The sequence below is a fragment of the Streptomyces sp. NPDC059816 genome, from assembly GCF_042732055.1.
In the GTDB taxonomy this organism is placed as follows: Bacteria; Actinomycetota; Actinomycetes; order Streptomycetales; family Streptomycetaceae; genus Streptomyces.
Genome location: NZ_JBHWIQ010000025.1, coordinates 54,378 through 70,396, shown reverse-complemented (window position 1 = coordinate 70,396; position 16,019 = coordinate 54,378). Strand labels below are relative to the sequence as shown.

Below are 16,019 nucleotides of genomic sequence, written 5' to 3'. Positions count from 1 at the left end.
CTGGTGGACGTCGGGCGGGCGCCGCACACCCGCCCGACGTCGGGGACGGGGGCCGGTTCAACGGGTGCGTGAGCGCGCGTGCAGCGTGCGGGCCACCCGGGGCCCGGCCCACCGCTTGAACCGTCGTACCGCTTCCAGCCGGCCGGCGGCCCGGTCCAGCCGGTAGTACAGCCGGGGCGGAAGGTGCGGCAGGAGCGGGGAGTGTCGCTGCCCGAGCAGGGCGAACATCTGGGCGGGCGGCAGCGCCATGTACCGCGGCAGGTCCTCGTACCACCGGGCGCTGTAGCGCGCTGCGCTCTGCACGGGGACCAGCGCCGCCCGGCGCTCCCGCTCGTACCGGGCCAGCGCGGAAGGGGCGTCGGGCGCGTCGCGCAGCGCCCCGGCCAGTGAGATCGCGTCCTCCAGGGCGAGCGTCGTACCCGCGCCGATGGAGTAGTGGGTGGTGTGCGCCGCATCGCCGAGGAGGACCAGGTCGCCCCGGTGCCAGGCGCGGTTGGTGACGGTCCGGAACGTCAGCCACTGGGCCGGGCCGTCCGACTGCTCGCGACCGATCAGCGGGTGCCCGTCCAGCGGGGCGGCGAAGAGCTTCTCCAGGAGGTTCAGCCCTTCGGCCTCGTCGGCGCGGTCGAGGCCGAGTCCGCGCCAGGTCGCGGGCGAGCACTCGATGACACAGGTGCTGCGGGTGGCGCTGAAGGGGTAGCCGTAGCACCAGATCCAGCCGTGGTCGGTCGCCACGAACGCGAACGTGAACGAGGTGAAGACCCGGGTGGTGCCGAGCCATGCGTACACATTGCGGCCGGAGGCGATCTCGGTGCCGAAGTGGCCGGCGTGCTGCTCCCGCAGGGCGCTGTGCACGCCGTCTGCGGCGACCACCAGATCGGCCTCCGGGGGGTCGGTGACCTCCTGCTCGAACGCCAACGTGACGCCCAGGGACGCGGCGCGCTCCGACAGCAGGGCGAGCATCGTGCGCCGTCCGATGCCGAAGCCCTGGTCACCGGGTTGCACGGTGGTGAAGTCGCCCACGTGGGCCACGCCCTGGTGCCAACTCACCGAGTGTTCGCGGATGGCCCGCGCCGACTCGGGGTCGCCCGCTCGCAGTCGGTCGAGGAGCGCGCTCCAGTACGTGACGCCCCAGCCGTACGTCGATCCGGCGGGGTTGCGTTCGTAGACGGTGATGTCGTGGGACGGGTCCTGGCGCTTCATCAGGATCGAGAAGTACAGACCGGCGGGCCCGCCGCCGACGCAGGCGACCTTCACACACGCTCCCCAGGATGACGCAAAGTGCATGACGAGTAACGCAGGGTAGCAGGGTGTGGGTGTGGGGTCGCCCGTCCCGCGCGGGTCGGCCGCGGCGGACCCGCGCGGTGCGGGGATCCGAGGAGCGGTCAGCGGGTCCGCAGACGGTGGCGCTTGCGCCAGGCGACCACCGTGCCGAAGAGCGCGGTGACCACGATGAAGCCCGTCGCGATCAGGAAGCCGGGGGAGGTCGGGCTCTCGGCGCGGGCGCCCGCGATCACATAGGCGGCCGTGTTGGGGACGCATCCCAGGGCGGTGGCGAGGACGAACGGGAACCACCCCATCCGGGACACCGCCGCACAGTAGTTCGCCGCTATGAAGGGCACGCCGGGGAAGAGACGTATCACCAGCATCGAGCGGAAGCCGTGTTCGCTCAGTTGCCCGTCGGCGGCCCGGAGCCAGCGCCCCCGCAGCAGCGGGCGCAGCGCGTCCTGCCCCAGCAACCGCCCGAGTCCGAAGGAGAGGGCCGCACCGAGCACGGTGCCCGCGACCGCCGCGCCCAGACCGAACCGCGCGCCGAGCAGTGCGCCCGCCGCGAGGTTGAGCAGGGGTCGGGGCACGAACAGCACCGTGCACAGCCCGTAGGCCGCGGCGAACACCACGGCCGCGGTGGCGCCCCGGAGCTGGGACGGCCAGCCGTCGGCGAGGAACCGCTGCGGCTCGAACACCAGCATCCCGAGGGCCGCGCCCGCCAGCAGGACCACCAGCAGGGAGAGCCGGGACCAGGGCGACAGTAGGACCCCGACGCCCCGCGCGGCGACGCTCGTCGAGGTCGCCGCGGGGATCGGCGCGGGTCGGGTGAGGGTGGTGTCCAGCATGCGGGGAGAGTAACCGAACCGTACATATGATCGCCGTCGGGTCCGTGGGCGCCGCGCTCCGCAACCGGCGCCGGGACCGGGGTGTGTTCGGTACCCGGACCGGAATTAATCGGTCGACGGCGCCGCCCCCGGTCCGCGATGATCTCCCCATGTTCCGGCACACCTTCCCCCTCGCAGCATCCGCAGCAGCGGATGCTCGGAAGGCCGCCGTCATCTGCTCGCTCGCGACCGTCGACGGCGCGCGACGCTGACCCTCCCCGGATCGACCGGCGGACCCCGCAGGGGGAGGGTCGGTAGGTCCTAGGGGTCCCCGGCACCGGAGCCGTGCTCCGTGCCCTTCACCCACCTCCGCGATGCGAGGAACCCCCATGTCCAAGACGGCCTACGTGCGCACCAAGCCGCACCTCAACATCGGCACCATGGGTCACGTCGACCACGGCAAGACCACCCTGACCGCCGCGATCACCAAGGTGCTCGCCGAGCGCGGCACCGGCACCTTCGTGCCCTTCGACCGGATCGACCGGGCCCCGGAGGAGGCCGCCCGCGGCATCACCATCAACATCGCGCACGTCGAGTACGAGACCGACACCCGCCACTACGCCCACGTCGACATGCCCGGCCATGCCGACTACGTCAAGAACATGGTCACCGGGGCCGCGCAGCTCGACGGGGCGATCCTCGTCGTCTCCGCGCTCGACGGGATCATGCCGCAGACCGCCGAGCACGTCCTGCTGGCCCGTCAGGTCGGTGTCGACCACATCGTCGTGGCGATCAACAAGGCGGACGCGGGGGACGAGGAGCTGACCGACCTGGTGGAGCTGGAGGTCCGCGAGCTGCTCTCCGCGCACGGCTACGGCGGGGACACCGTGCCCGTGGTGCGGGTCTCGGGGCTGCGGGCGCTGGAGGGCGACCCCCAGTGGACCGAGTCCGTCGTGGCGCTGCTGGACGCGGTGGACACGTTCGTGCCGATGCCCGAGCGGTACGTCGACGCGCCGTTCCTGCTGTCGATCGAGAACGTCCTCACCATCACCGGCCGCGGCACCGTCGTGACCGGTGCGGTGGAGCGCGGCACCGTACGCGTGGGGGACCGGGTCGAGGTGCTCGGCGCCGGTGTCGAGACCGTCGTCACCGGTGTGGAGACCTTCGGCAAGCCGATGGACGAGGCGCAGGCGGGCGACAACGTGGCCCTGTTGCTGCGCGGGGTGGCACGGGACACCGTGCGACGCGGCCAGGTGGTCGCGGCGCCCGGCAGCGTGGAGCCCCGACGCCGGTTCACCGCGCAGGTGTACGTCCTCTCCTCGGCGGAGGGCGGCCGGAGCACCCCGATCACCACCGGGTACCGCCCGCAGTTCTACATCCGCACCGCGGACGTCGTCGGGGACATCGACCTCGGCGAGCGGGCCGTGGCGCGGCCCGGCGACACCGTCTCCGTGACGGTCGAGCTGGGCCGGGACGTCCCGCTGGAGCCGGGCCTCGGCTTCGCGATCCGTGAGGGCGGCCGGACCGTCGGCGCGGGGACGGTGTCCCGGGTCGACTGACGTACGACGACGTGGGGCCTCGTGGTGCGGCCGTCACCCTCCCGTGACGGCCGTACCACGGGGGACGGCACAATGGTCGGATGGAGGAGCCCGTACCCGTGGTCCGCGCAGTGGAGCACGGCATCGCCCGACTGCTGCCCGACATCGACCGGCCGCGGGCCTGGCTGCTCACCGTCGACGAGTCCCCGCAGTCGTACGTCGACCTCGACGACCCCGAACACCTGGAGTTCGAGTACGCCCGCCGGCTCGGACACGTCATCGACACCGCCGCGCCGGCGGGCCGTCCGCTGGACGTGGTGCACCTGGGCGGCGGGGCGCTCACCCTGCCCCGCTACACCGCGGCCACCCGGCCCGGTTCCCGACAGCAGGTGGTGGAGGCGGACGGCGCCCTCAGCGCGCTCGTCGCCGCACACCTGCCGCTTCCCCCCGGGGCGGCGGTGGAGATGCGCCGGGCAGACGCCCTGGGATGGCTCACCCGGGCACCCGCCCGTTCGGCCGACGTGCTGATCGCCGACGTGTTCGGCGGCTCGCGGGTGCCCGCCCACCTCACCACCCTCGGCTACGCGCGCGCGGCGGAGCGGGTGCTGCGTGCGGACGGGGTGTACGCGGCGAACCTCGCGGACGGGGCGCCCTTCGCCTTCCTCCGGTCCCAACTGGCGACCTTCGCCGCCGTCTTCCCCGAGCTGGCGCTGATCGCCGAGCCCTCCGTGCTCCGGGGCCGCCGGTTCGGCAACCTGGTCCTGGTCGCCTCGCACGCCCCCCTCGCGGTCGCCGAGCTGGCGCGCCGGGTGGCCGCCGACGCGTTCGCCGCGCGGGTGGAACACGGGGCCGCGCTGCGCCGCCGCACCGGGGACGCGAGGCCGGTGCGGGACGCGGACGCCGTGGCCTCCCCGGAGCCGCCGGGCGGTGCCTTCCGGGTCGGCTGACCGCGCGGTGGCCGTCAGCCCCGGCCGTCGCCGACCGGTTCCCCGCCGGGGGCCGCGGGGACGGCCTCCATGTGCGGGGCGCCGGGCGAAACCACCGCACCCGGTTCCGGCGCAGTCGTCGGGTCCCGTCGGGCCAGCTGGCGCACCTCCGGTACGAACAGCACCGCGGCGGTCACCACGACCACCAGCACCGCGCACCCCCACAGCGCGGTGGAGCGGCCGATGGTGTTCTCCGCCGGTCCGGCCAGCGCGGTGAAGACCGGGACCAGTCCCAGCGAGCCGAGCCAGTCGTACGCGGAGACCCGGGAGAACTTCTCCTCCGGGATCTCCTGGTGCAGTGCGGTGATCCAGGAGACGCCGAACACCTCGATGGCGATGCCGCTCACGAACATCACCGCCACCAGGACCACCAGCGGCGTCGGCACGGCGAGCGCGGCCGCGGGAAGGGCCTGCGGGAAGATGCACAGCGTGCCCACGAACAGCAGTCTGCGGGGCTTCCAACGGACCATCAGCAGCGCCCCGGCGACCGTGCCGACCCCGAAGGCGCCCAGCGCCAGTCCCCAGGGCGCCGCGCCGCCCAGTTCGTCCCGGGCGACCATCGGTCCGTACACGGCTTCGGAGACGCCGATCACCGCGACCACGATGGAGAACTGGGCCACGATCGACCAGAGCCAGGGACGGCTGATCACCTCGTGCCACCCGTCCCGCAGATCGGCGAGCAGCCCCTCGCCGGGTTTCCGGGCCGGGATGTGCCGGACGTCGAGGAAGGCGCGCAGCGCCCCGGCCAGGGCGAAGGCGGCGGCGTCGATCGCGAGCACCCAGCCGGGGCCCATCGCAGCGACCATGGCGCCGCCCAGCGCGGCGCCGCCGATGCCCGCACCGTGCATGGCCATCCGGTACAGCGCGAAGGCGCGGCTCGCCTGTTCACCGGTCACCGACGACATCAGCATGCCCTCGGAGGCCGGGCTGAAGAAGGCCTGCCCGGCGCCGCCGAGGGCGGACAGCAGCATCATCTGCCAGAGGGTGGCCTCGCCGGTGAGGACGAGCACCGCGAACACCGCCTGGGACACGCAGTTCAGGGTGTTCGCGGCCACCATGACCCGGTGGCGCGGCAGTCGGTCGGCGACCGCTCCGCCGATCAGCAGGAAGACCACCAGCGGGACGGCGCGCGCCGCTGCCACCAGGCCCACGTCACCGCTGTCCCCGCCCAACTCCATGACGGCGAAGGCCGAGGCGATCAGTGCGCCGTGACTGCCCAGGTTGGTGATCACCGTGGCGGCGGTCAGGAGCACGTAGTTGCGGCCCGCCCAGGACGGTAGTCGTGAGCGTCGCGGGGAGGCGGAGGAGGTGTTCACCCATGGACTATCGCCGGGGAAGCGCCGGGAACCCAATCGGTTTTCCCGGCAGGCTCCGCGCAGGGCCCCCGTCCCCCTGCGTGGCCGTGCGGTGGGCCGCCCGATCGGGGCCCGCCGCGGTGCGTGATCAGTCCGTGGGCTCGCCGTGCAGCCGGACCGTCTTGAGGATCTGGGTGATCAGCGAGTCCGGCACCTCCTCCTTCACGCCCTTGGCGCCGTACAGGTTCCAGGCCACGTAGTCGCCCTTGGAGTTCTTGAAGCCGAAGGCGATGGACTTGCCGTCGGTCACGCACTTGCCCTTCTTGGGCGTGTTCGTGGAGTGGGCGCGCGCGATGCTGCCCTCGATGCCCGACGTGGTGGTGAAGGGCGTGCCCTTCTCGTCGAAGGTCATGCTCTTGCGGTCGGGCTGGGTGTAGCCGCCGTAGACCCACCAGGGGGCCTGCCGGATGGCCGCGTCCTCGGCGCTGGTGGCCCCGTTCGCCCCCTTGGTGCCGACGGTGGCGAGCGCGGTGCTGTCCGGGTTGCCGTCCTTCTCGTCGTCGGACTGGCACCACTTGGACTTGTAGTAGGCGGGTGCCGACATGACGATCAGCGGCTTGAGCTTCTTGGACTTGGTGTCCTCGAAGCCGATGGACATGCCGGGCTGGTCGACCTCCCAGTTGGCCGGCACGTCGAAGGCGACCCCGCGCTTGGGGTTGTAGACGACCTTCCACCCCGCGATGGTCGGCTTGATGTCCTCGCCGTCGCGGGGGTTCTCGGTGGCGGACGGCTCCGCAGCGGAGGCCGGGGCGGAGGCGGGGGCGCTCGTGTCACCGCCCTTGGCGGCCGGTTCCTTCTCGTCCTCGCCGCCGAGCACGAGGAAGCCGGTGACCCCCGCGGCCACGACCACGGCGAGCGCCGCCGCGATCGCGACGACCTTGGTCCGGCTCCCGCCACCGCCGCCCGGCGCACCGGGAACGGCCGGGCCCGCCGGGACGGTGGGCGCCCCCCAGGGCGGTTGCTGACCCGGCTGCTGCGCGTACGGGTTGGGCTGCTGGTACCCGGGCTGCTGGTACGGGTTGGGCTGCTGATAACCCGGCTGCTGGTACGGGTTGGGGTTCTGCGCTTGCGGGTTCTGCTCGCCCCCGGGCTGCTGCTGTCCTGGCCACATGGGCAGTAACCATAGTGGCGCCGGGCAACGGGTGAGTCACAGGTCCTCGACGGGTCCGTGGCCGTCCCGGATCACGTAGGCCCTGGCCAACACTTCTACCCATGGGTAACATCCGGGCATGAGCGCAGACCGCACGTCCGTGGGCGAGATGCTCGCCGCCACCGTCCCCATGGCCCGCACCCTGAACCTGGAGTTCCAGGAGGTCGGTTCAGAGCGCGCGGTGGTGCTCCTGCCCGACCAGGGCGACTACCACAACCACGTGGGCGGACCGCACGCCGGAGCCATGTTCACCCTCGGGGAATCGGCCAGCGGTGCCGTCGTGCTCGCGGCGTTCGGCGAACAGCTCTCCCGTGCCGTGCCGCTCGCCGTGCGCGCCGAGATCGCCTACAAGAAGTTGGCCATCGGCCCCGTCACCGCCACCGCCACCCTGGGGCGGCCGGCCGCCGACGTCATCGCCGAACTCGACGCGGGCGGCCGTCCCGAGTTCCCCGTCGACATCGCCATCCGACGTGCGGACGGTGCGGTCACCGGGGAGATGACGGTGGTCTGGACGCTGCGACCGCACGGCTGAGAGTGGTGGGCGGGCCCGGAGACCCGGGCCCGCCGCACCCCCGTTCACCTACCGGCCGGGTCGTCCCCGTCCCCGCCCCTGCCCGCGGTCCGCTCCGCGTGGGCGTCGCGGTGCGCCCCGGCGAGTTCCCCGTAGAGGGCGCCGTTGCGCGTGATGCCGGCCCGCTCCTCCTCGGTCAGCGGCCGGCGCACCTTGGCCGGCACGCCCGCCACCAGGGAACCGGCCGGCACCTCCATGCCCTGCGGGACGAGGGACCCGGCCGCCACCAGTGAACCGGCGCCGATCACCGCGCCGTTGAGCACGGTCGCCCCCATGCCGATCAGGGCGTCGTCGCCGACCGTGCACCCGTGCACCACCGCGTTGTGGCCGATGGTGACGCGCTCGCCGACGGTGACCGGGAAGCCGGGGTCGACGTGCACCGTGCAGTTGTCCTGGACGTTGCTGTCCGCACCGATCACGATCGGACCGCAGTCGCCGCGCAGGACGGCGCCGTACCAGACGCTCGCCCCGGTGCGTACGGTCACGTCGCCGATCACGACGGCAGTGGGTGCGACGAACGCGCCCGGGTCCACCTCGGGGTCCTTGCCGCCGACCCCCGCGATCAGTGCCCGCTCGGCCATGACTGGTCTCCTTGTCGTCGGTGCGGTCGCCGCCGCCGTGGCAGGCGCGTGTCCACGGCACGGTAGGCGACGCCGCGCGCGGACGGTCCAGCGGATGGGGTGAAGATCACACGGGTGCCCGCGACGCCCTGTCGTACCCGTGAGTAGGGTGGCCGGGTGCCGAAGAGGTGGAACGTGCTCTCCGTCCTGGCCCGGGGCCCGGGGCGTTGGTCGCGGCGCGCGGCCCAGCAGGTCGTCCACGCGGGCTGGGCCTGGGCCCGACGCGCGGGAGCGGTCACCGCGGAACACCCCGGACGTCTGGACTTCGGGTCCATCGGCACCGGCACCCGGTTGGCGTTCCCGCAGGGCACCGTCTTCGGGGAGCCCTGGATCCATCTCGGCGCCCACTGCATCATCGGCGAACAAGTCACCCTGACCGCCGGCCTGCTACCCGGTCTCGACCTCGGCCCCGACCCGATCCTGTGCATCGGCGACGGCGTCGTCCTCGGGCGGGGCAGCCACGTCGTCGCCGACACCACGGTCACCATCGGCGCGGACAGCTACTTCGGCCCGTACGTCTACGTGACCTCGACCAATCACTCGTACGACGACCCCGACCAGCCCATCGGCAAGCAGTGGCCGCGGATGGAGCCCGTCGAGATCGGGTCGGGCTGCTGGATCGGTACCGGGGCCGTGATCCTGCCCGGCGCCCGGATCGGGCGGAACGTGGTCGTCGCGGCCGGCGCGGTGGTGCGCGGCAGCGTGCCCGACCACGCGGTGGTGGCGGGCGCGCCCGCGAAGGTGGTCCGGCGGTGGACCGCGCAGGAGGGCTGGCAGCCGCCGTTGCGGACCCCCGCACCCGTACCCGTGCCGGCGGGCGTGACGCCGGAGCAGCTGCTCGTGTTCGCGCGGGAGAACCCTGAGGACCCTGAGGGCGCTGAGAACCCTGAGGACGCCGAGGGCGAACGGCCCGCTTGACGGCCGCCGATGCGACCGGTCGGGTCCGGGGCCCGGGCGCACAGGTCCGCGCGGGGGGCGGCGCAGCGCACCGGTGGAGTGCTGTCGGTGCGGTCCGGGGCCCTCGAAGTACAGTGCGGTCAGCCGTGGGGCCCTCGCCCGGAAACACACCGTGGCGCACCGTACCGGCGGTCCGCCCGGCCAACACCATGGACGGAACGTGTCGGACCTCGATCAGCTCACCCAGTCCCTCGCCCGCAACCTCAAGCGGTGGCGCGGCGAGCGTGGATTCACCCTGGACGCCCTCGCGGCCCGCTCGGGCGTCAGCCGGGGGATGATCATCCAGATCGAGCAGGCCAGGACCAACCCGAGCGTCGGCACCACGGTGAAGCTGGCGGACGCCCTCGGCATCAGCATCGCCACCCTGCTCGACCACGAACCGGGGCCGCAGGTCCGGCTCGTCCCGCCCGAGCGGGCGGTGCGCATGTGGTCGACGGAGGCCGGGAGCCACACCCTGCTCCTGGTCGGCACCGAGCGCCGCGGCCCCCTGGAACTGTGGGCGTGGCGTCTGATGCCGGGCGAGGGCAGCACCTCCGACCCGCACCCCGGCGGGACCGTGGAACTGCTGCACGTGACCGCCGGCCGACTGACGCTCGTCGTGGACGGCACCCCGCACGCGATGCCCGCCGGCACCTCGGCGACCTTCGAGGCGAACGTGCCCCACACCTACCGCAACGACGGCTCCGAAGTGGTCGAGATGACCATGGCGGTCGCCGTTCCACCGGCGCGTTGACCCGTTCGCCGGACTGTTAGCGTGCCCGTATGCGCGCACCCATCGGCACCTTCGACAACGCCGTCCCCGCTGCGGACCACCTGGACGAACTCGTCGCCCCGATCGCCGACGCGGTCCGCCACTGGCACGGCACCGTCCCGGTGGAGCAGTTCCTCTACGTCGACACGGAACCGCAGTGGGCGGACACCGCGGCCTTCGTCGAGCACTACGGGCCCGACCTGCTCTCCGCCTCCGCCAACTGCGTGGTCGTCGCGGCCAAGCGCGGCGGCGAGACCACCCTGGCCGCCTGCGTCGTCCCGTCCGCCGCCCGCGCCGACGTCAACGGCGTCGTACGCCGTCAGTTGGGCGCGCGCAAGGCGTCCTTCGCCGCGATGGACACCGCGACCGGGCTCACGGGCATGGAGTACGGGGGCATCACCCCCATCGGGTTGCCCGCCGACTGGCCGCTGCTGGTGGACGCCGCCGTGGTCGACCTCCCGCACGTGCTGCTCGGCAGCGGCCGTCGCCGGGGGAAGCTGATCGTGCCCGGCAAGGCCCTCGCCGAACTGCCGGGGGCGACCGTCATCGAAGGGCTCGGCCGCGCCTGAACGGCCGCGGCGGGCTCAGCCCAGCTGCGGTATCTCGATCGCGGGGCACCGGTCCATCACCATGGCGAGCCCGGCCGCCCGGGTGCGTGCGTACGCCGCCTCGTCCACCACGCCGAGTTGGAACCACACGGCCCGCGCGCCCTTGGCCACCGCCTCGTCGGCCACCCGGCCGGCCAGCTCCGCGTTCACGAACACGTCCACCACGTCCACGTCGAACGGGATGTCGGCGAGCGAGGCGTACCCCTGCTCGCCGTGGACCGTCTCGGCCTTGGGGTGGACCGGCACGACCCGCTTGCCGAAGCGTTGCAGGACCCGCGCCACCCCGTACGCGGCCCGCGACTCGTTGTTGGACAGGCCGACGACGGCCCAGGTGTCACCGGACTCGGTGAGGATCTTCTCGACCGTCGCCTGGTCGCCGTACATGGGTGCCTCCGAGCGTAGGCGGGCGGCCCGCTGCCGTCCCACTCCCGAGAACGAAGCGGGCCGTCCGGAGATTCCCCCGCCGCGTACCCTGCGGCGCGCAGCGCCTACGCTGGGACGATGCAGGACGAGTACCGCACGGTCGCCCGACAGGGTGTGCACGAGATCGAGATCAACCGCTCGCGCTTCCTGTGCGCGCTCGCACCCGCCGCCACCGAGCGGGAGGCCCAGGACTTCATCGCCCGCGTCCGACGGGAGCACGCCGACGCCACCCACAACTGCTCCGCGTACGTCATCGGGGCCGACGCCTCGGTGCAGCGGGCCTCGGACGACGGCGAACCCGGTGGCACCGCGGGCGTGCCCATGCTCCAGATGCTGCTGCGCCGTGACGTCCGGTACGTCGTCGCCGTCGTCACCCGTTACTACGGCGGGGTCAAACTGGGCGCCGGAGGACTGATCCGGGCCTACGGGGGAGCCGTCGGCGAAGCACTGGACGTCCTCGGCACGGTGACCCGCAGACGCTTCCGACTGGCCACCGTCACCGTCGACCACCAGCGGGCCGGCAAGGTGCAGAACGACCTGCGCGCCACCGGCCGCGAGGTGCGCGGGGTGCGGTACGCGGAGGTGGTCACCATCGAGATCGGGTTGCCCGACGCGGAGGTCGAGGCGTTCCGCGCCTGGCTCGCCGACGCGACCGCCGGGACGGCCGTCCTCGAACTCGGCGGCGAAGCGTACGGCACCGTCTGAGCCCGCCCGCCGGAAGAGGACGGGTCGTCAGCCGACCACTCACAGGGACAGTCTCACTGCCCCCACGGCCCTGTTCAGCGACGTAGGCTCGCTCTATGAACCCAAGCGAACTGGGTGATTTCCTCCTTTCTCGACGTGCCGGGACGATTCCCGAACGGGTGGGGATCACCGTGCGCAGCAGCCGGCGCGTCCCCGGTCTACGACGCGAGGAGGTGGCGCGCCTCGCCGGAGTGAGCGTCGCGTACTACACCCGCCTCGAACAAGGACACAGCCGCAACGCCTCGGACTCCGTCCTCGACGGCCTCGCCCGGGCGCTGCGCCTGGACGACACCGAGCGCGCCCATCTGTACGACCTCGCCCGCGCCCCCGGTCGCACGGCCCCCGGCCCGCCACCCCCGGAGGCCCCGCACCCGAGGACGCTCGCCCTCCTCGACTCCCTCCCCGAACTGCCCGCCGTCCTCCTGGGGCGCCGCAACGACGTACTGGCCTGGAACCGGCTCGGGCACGCACTGCTCGCCGGGCACCTGGACCACGACGCTCCGCAGGACCCCGCGCGGCGGCCCTCCCTGTCGCGGATGCTCTTCCTCGACCCCCACGTCCGGGAACAGGAAGCGGACTGGGAGGCCCACGCCCAGACCCACGTCGGCTATCTGCGCCTGGTCGCCGGACGCCACCCGGACGACCCGGCGCTCACCGCCCTCATCGGTGAACTCGTCATGAAGAGCCCCGAGTTCACCGCCCTGTGGTCGGCGGGCCACGTACGGGACTGCACCTTCGGCAGCCGCCGTCTGCGGCACCCCGTGGTGGGGGAGCTGGAGCTGACCTACCAGGTGTGGCTCCAGCCGGACAGCCCCGACCACCGGCTGGAGATCCTCACGGCCGAGCCCGGCAGCGCATCGGCCGACGCCCTCGCCCTGCTCGCCACCCTCAGCCCGCCCGCGGCCCACCGGGCGCACTGAGCACACCCCCGCCCGCGCGGCGGACCGTCACCGCACACCCACACCTCCGGGCCCGGACCGCCGCTCGGCGTGCCGTCGTGCCCGCGAACAGGAGCCACCATGAACACCACGGACCCGCAGGACGCCCGGCTCGCCCTCGTCGTGGGCGGCACCGGCATAGCGGGCCGCGCCCTGTGCCGGGAACTCGCCGCACAGGGCTGGCGGGTCGTCAGCCTCTCCCGGAGCGTCCCGCCCGCCCGGGACGGCGTGCACACCGTCACCGCCGACCTGACCGACCCGGAGTCCGTACGGGCGGCCCTTGCCGGACTGGCACCCACGCACGTGTTCTTCACCGCCTGGAGCAGGCGGGCGACCGAAGCCGAGAACATCACCGTCAACGCCGCCATGGTGCGTGACGTCCTGGAGGAGACGAGCCGGTCCGGACGACTGCGTCACGTGGCCCTGGTCACCGGGATGAAGCACTACGTGGGTCCCTTCGGCGCGTACGCCGTCGGAGAGATCAGGGACACGCCCTTCCGGGAGGACGAGCCGCGGCTCTCCGTCCCGAACTTCTACTACGCGCAGGAGGACGAACTCTGGAAGGCCGCCGCGGACCACGGTTTCGCCTGGAGCGTCCACCGGTCCCACACGATCATCGGCCATGCGCTGGGCAACGCCATGAACATGGGGATGACCCTGGCCGCGCAGGCGGCCCTGTCCCGGGCGGCGGGCCGGCCCTTCGTCTTCCCCGGCAACGAGGTGCAGTGGAACGGCGTCACCGACATGACCGACGTCGGCCTGCTCGCCCGACAGATGGTCTGGGCCGCGACCACGCAGGGGCTGCCGAGCCAGGCGTACAACACCGCCAACGGTGACACCTTCCGCTGGCGGTGGATGTGGCCCCGCATCGCGGAACTCCTGGACGTCGAACCGGAGGGTTACGCGGACCGGCCGCGTCCGCTGGAAGAGCAGATGGCGGGAGCGGTGGAGCCCTGGCGGGCGTTGGCCGTGCGGGAGCGCCTCGTCGAACCCGAGCTGGCTCGGGTCGCCTCCTGGTGGCATACGGACGCCGACCTCAACCGGCCGGTCGAGTGCTTCAGCGATCTGACCCGTAGCCGTACCGCGGGCTTCGCCGACTACGTCGACACCCTCGCGTCCTTCACCGCCCTCTTCGAGACCTTGCGCCGGGAGCGGGTCATTCCCGGTTGACGGGTCGGGTGCGTCCTGCTGGGCGTGCGTGGCTCCGCTTCGGTGCGCTGAGGATTCGCGCAGTTCCCCGCGCCCCTTTCGGGGCTGTTCCGGCGGGGGTGCGATGTCCCCTGCGGGTGCGTCGTGGTTGCCCGCGCCGTTCCCCGCGCCCCTATCGGGGCTGCCTGGCAGGCGTGCGCTCGTCCCCTGCGGGTGCGCGGTGGTCGTTCGCGCAGTTCCCCGCGCCCCTTTCGGGGCCCGGCCTGGGGACGGCGGCTGGAGGGCCCCGATAGGGGCGCGGGGAACTGCGCGACAGTGGGACGCAGCCCACAGGGCAGCGCACCCCGCGCACAGCGCACCGGAAGGGGCGCGGGGAACGGCGCGAACGACCACCACGCACCCGCAGGGGACATCGCACGCCCACCGGGCCGTACCCTGGCCGGATGGCGAGACGCATGGATGGGCAGATGGACGTCGTGACCGGGCTCGTGCGGTCCTCGTACCTGGTCAACGCCGTCTACGCCCAGTCCGCACGCGCGCTCGGCCTGCCCCCGCAACAGGGCCAGTTGCTGTGCGTGCTGATGCCGCAGCCCTACCCCATGAGCGAGCTGGGCGCGATCCTCGGGCTGGCGAAGTCGAGCCTGACCGGCCTGGTCGACCGGACCGCCCGGCGCGGCCTGGTGCGGCGCGAAACCTGCCAGCACGACGCGCGGGCCGTCATGGTCGCCCTCACCGAGGAGGGCGCCGCACTCGCCGAGGAGTTCTACCAGGGCACCCGCCGACGCATCGACGCGCTCCTGGACGACCTCTCCGGGGCCGAACGCACCGCCCTCGCGGAACTGCTCGGCAGGGTGGTCGAGACCAACCGGGTCCCGGTGGTCTTCCTGGAGCCGGACGGGGAGCCGGCGCCGGCGGGGGACCGTCACCGCGTGCCGAACAGCTCCGCGTAACGGTCCGTGCCCAGGTCCGCCCCCTTGTACTGCGTGACCGTCTCCGCGAACAGCACGGACGGGCCGTCGGGGGTGGCCATCTGCCCGACCCCGGCCCGGGGCCCGAGCGGGAGGAGGATCGAAGCGGGGGACGTCCGGTAGACGGCCGACGGCTGCTCGCCCCGCACCTGGGCGAGGACGTTGTGGGCCACCACCTCCGCGTGTCGCACCGCGTGCGCGGCCATCTTCGCTTCGTCGAGGTCGGTGAGGTCGCCGACCGCGTAGACGCGTTCGTGCCCGTCGACCTGGAGGGTCCCGGTCACGCGGACCGGCCCCCGCGCCGTGCGGGCCGCCGCCAGGTCGGCGCCGAGGTAACCGCTGTCGACGTGCACCCCGTGGCAGCGGAACCAGATGTCGGCCCGGACCTCGCCGTCGGTGGTGGCGACGGTGAAGCCCGCCCGCCGGCCCGGCTCGGTCGGTGGCTGCGCGGTGAGCCGGGTGCCCAGCCGCAGTTCCACCCCCAGCCCGTCGAGCTGACGCCGTAGCTCCTCGCGCATCTCCGGTGCGAACGCGGGGACGAGCTGTTCCGTCGGATCGACGACGGTCACGTGCTTGTCCGGCCAGACCGCCTTGACCTCCCCGGACAGTTCGAGGCCGACGGGACCGGCGCCGAGGATCAGCACCCGCTCGGCGGCCGAGAGTTCCGCGTGCACGGTGCGGAGCCTTGCCAGCGCCTCGCTGGCGGAATCGATCTCCCACTTCGCGGGGAACGGATAGCCGGAACCGGAGGCGAGCACCAGGTAGTCGGCGTCGATCCGCTCGCCGGACGCCAGGGTGACGCCGCCGGGGTCCACCGAGGCGGCCCGCGCACGGACGAACCGGCCGCGCTTCAGCAGCGTGTCGTACGGGAAGAAGATGTTCTCCGCCCAGTCCGGGCGGACCAGCGCGCGCAGCGCCCCGGCGGCGTGGACGAAGGCGTCCTTCGGGTCGATCAGCACGACGTCGGCCTCTTCGTCCAGCGCCTTGGCGACCGCCGAGCCCGCGTAGCCCCCGCCGATGACTGCGACGACACGTCCCATGTCTCCCACTCCCCTAGATAGTTCGTATCACGAACTGTATTGGTTCGTGATGCGAACTAGCAAGTGTCGTCCGAGGGCGCAGGCCCGTGCCGGCCCGGGCGCGCGCAGGCGCTAGCGTGGTCGACGTG

At 73.0% G+C, this 16,019-nt stretch carries 17 protein-coding genes; 10 read left to right on the top strand and 7 right to left on the bottom strand.

Going from position 1 to position 16,019, the window contains the following annotated elements:
• Positions 1-57 precede the first annotated feature (57 nt).
• Positions 58-1,257, bottom strand: a complete 1,200-nt coding sequence (locus ACFV88_RS28085; protein WP_385494721.1) for an FAD-dependent monooxygenase — start codon at positions 1,255-1,257, stop codon at positions 58-60.
• A gap of 128 nt (positions 1,258-1,385) precedes the next feature.
• Positions 1,386-2,114 carry a TVP38/TMEM64 family protein gene (locus ACFV88_RS28080; protein ID WP_385494720.1) on the bottom strand — a complete coding sequence of 243 codons (729 nt, stop codon included), beginning with the start codon at positions 2,112-2,114 and terminating at the stop codon, positions 1,386-1,388.
• Between the two features lie 368 nt (positions 2,115-2,482).
• Between ACFV88_RS28080 and tuf the strand changes: the two genes are divergently transcribed.
• The gene (gene tuf / locus ACFV88_RS28075) at positions 2,483-3,652 is read left to right on the top strand and encodes an elongation factor Tu (protein WP_385494719.1); all 1,170 of its coding nucleotides are present in this window, start codon (positions 2,483-2,485) and stop codon (positions 3,650-3,652) included.
• An 80-nt stretch (positions 3,653-3,732) separates the two neighbouring features.
• Entirely contained in the window at positions 3,733-4,578 is an 846-nt protein-coding gene (locus ACFV88_RS28070) for a spermidine synthase (RefSeq protein ID WP_385494718.1), read from the top strand.
• A gap of 14 nt (positions 4,579-4,592) precedes the next feature.
• Here ACFV88_RS28070 and ACFV88_RS28065 read toward each other — a convergent pair whose 3' ends face one another.
• Together ACFV88_RS28065 and ACFV88_RS28060 are read right to left on the bottom strand one after the other, a co-directional pair.
• Positions 4,593-5,933: an MFS transporter gene (locus ACFV88_RS28065; RefSeq protein WP_385494717.1), complete on the bottom strand. Its 1,341-nt coding sequence runs from the start codon at positions 5,931-5,933 to the stop codon at positions 4,593-4,595.
• Positions 5,934-6,060: 127 nt separating this feature from the next.
• On the bottom strand, positions 6,061-7,083 hold the full coding sequence (locus tag ACFV88_RS28060; RefSeq protein ID WP_385494716.1) for a hypothetical protein: 1,023 nt from the start codon (positions 7,081-7,083) through the stop codon (positions 6,061-6,063).
• Between the two features lie 118 nt (positions 7,084-7,201).
• Here ACFV88_RS28060 and ACFV88_RS28055 point away from each other — a divergent pair, with 118 nt between their 5' ends.
• Positions 7,202-7,654 (top strand): DUF4442 domain-containing protein, encoded by a 453-nt coding sequence (locus tag ACFV88_RS28055; protein WP_385494715.1) that lies wholly within the window; start codon positions 7,202-7,204, stop codon positions 7,652-7,654.
• Between the two features lie 44 nt (positions 7,655-7,698).
• Here ACFV88_RS28055 and ACFV88_RS28050 read toward each other — a convergent pair whose 3' ends face one another.
• Positions 7,699-8,274, bottom strand: a complete 576-nt coding sequence (locus tag ACFV88_RS28050; RefSeq protein WP_385494714.1) for a gamma carbonic anhydrase family protein — start codon at positions 8,272-8,274, stop codon at positions 7,699-7,701.
• Positions 8,275-8,430: 156 nt separating this feature from the next.
• Here ACFV88_RS28050 and ACFV88_RS28045 point away from each other — a divergent pair, with 156 nt between their 5' ends.
• The 3 genes from ACFV88_RS28045 (at position 8,431) to ACFV88_RS28035 (ending at position 10,590) form a co-directional block, all read left to right on the top strand.
• A complete protein-coding gene (locus tag ACFV88_RS28045; RefSeq protein WP_385494713.1) occupies positions 8,431-9,231 on the top strand; it encodes an acyltransferase in 801 nt (266 codons plus the stop codon).
• 199 nt (positions 9,232-9,430) lie between these two features.
• Entirely contained in the window at positions 9,431-10,003 is a 573-nt protein-coding gene (locus tag ACFV88_RS28040) for a helix-turn-helix domain-containing protein (protein WP_385494712.1), read from the top strand.
• Between the two features lie 29 nt (positions 10,004-10,032).
• Positions 10,033-10,590 (top strand): YbaK/EbsC family protein, encoded by a 558-nt coding sequence (locus tag ACFV88_RS28035; RefSeq protein WP_385494711.1) that lies wholly within the window; start codon positions 10,033-10,035, stop codon positions 10,588-10,590.
• 15 nt (positions 10,591-10,605) lie between these two features.
• On the opposite strand, the gene ACFV88_RS28030 is transcribed toward ACFV88_RS28035, so the two are convergent.
• The gene (locus tag ACFV88_RS28030) at positions 10,606-11,013 is read right to left on the bottom strand and encodes a CoA-binding protein (protein WP_385494710.1); all 408 of its coding nucleotides are present in this window, start codon (positions 11,011-11,013) and stop codon (positions 10,606-10,608) included.
• A 117-nt stretch (positions 11,014-11,130) separates the two neighbouring features.
• Here ACFV88_RS28030 and ACFV88_RS28025 point away from each other — a divergent pair, with 117 nt between their 5' ends.
• From ACFV88_RS28025 to ACFV88_RS28010, 4 genes are all read left to right on the top strand, one after another.
• Entirely contained in the window at positions 11,131-11,757 is a 627-nt protein-coding gene (locus ACFV88_RS28025) for a YigZ family protein (RefSeq protein WP_385494709.1), read from the top strand.
• Between the two features lie 95 nt (positions 11,758-11,852).
• The gene (locus ACFV88_RS28020; protein ID WP_385494708.1) at positions 11,853-12,716 is read left to right on the top strand and encodes a helix-turn-helix domain-containing protein; all 864 of its coding nucleotides are present in this window, start codon (positions 11,853-11,855) and stop codon (positions 12,714-12,716) included.
• Between the two features lie 99 nt (positions 12,717-12,815).
• On the top strand, positions 12,816-13,904 hold the full coding sequence (locus ACFV88_RS28015; RefSeq protein ID WP_385494707.1) for an SDR family oxidoreductase: 1,089 nt from the start codon (positions 12,816-12,818) through the stop codon (positions 13,902-13,904).
• 422 nt (positions 13,905-14,326) lie between these two features.
• Positions 14,327-14,833: a MarR family winged helix-turn-helix transcriptional regulator gene (locus tag ACFV88_RS28010; protein WP_385494706.1), complete on the top strand. Its 507-nt coding sequence runs from the start codon at positions 14,327-14,329 to the stop codon at positions 14,831-14,833.
• Here ACFV88_RS28010 and ACFV88_RS28005 read toward each other — a convergent pair.
• On the bottom strand, positions 14,806-15,891 hold the full coding sequence (locus ACFV88_RS28005) for an NAD(P)/FAD-dependent oxidoreductase (protein ID WP_385494705.1): 1,086 nt from the start codon (positions 15,889-15,891) through the stop codon (positions 14,806-14,808). The two genes, ACFV88_RS28010 and ACFV88_RS28005, sit on opposite strands and share 28 nt — an antisense overlap.
• Positions 15,892-16,019: the final 128 nt, after the last annotated feature.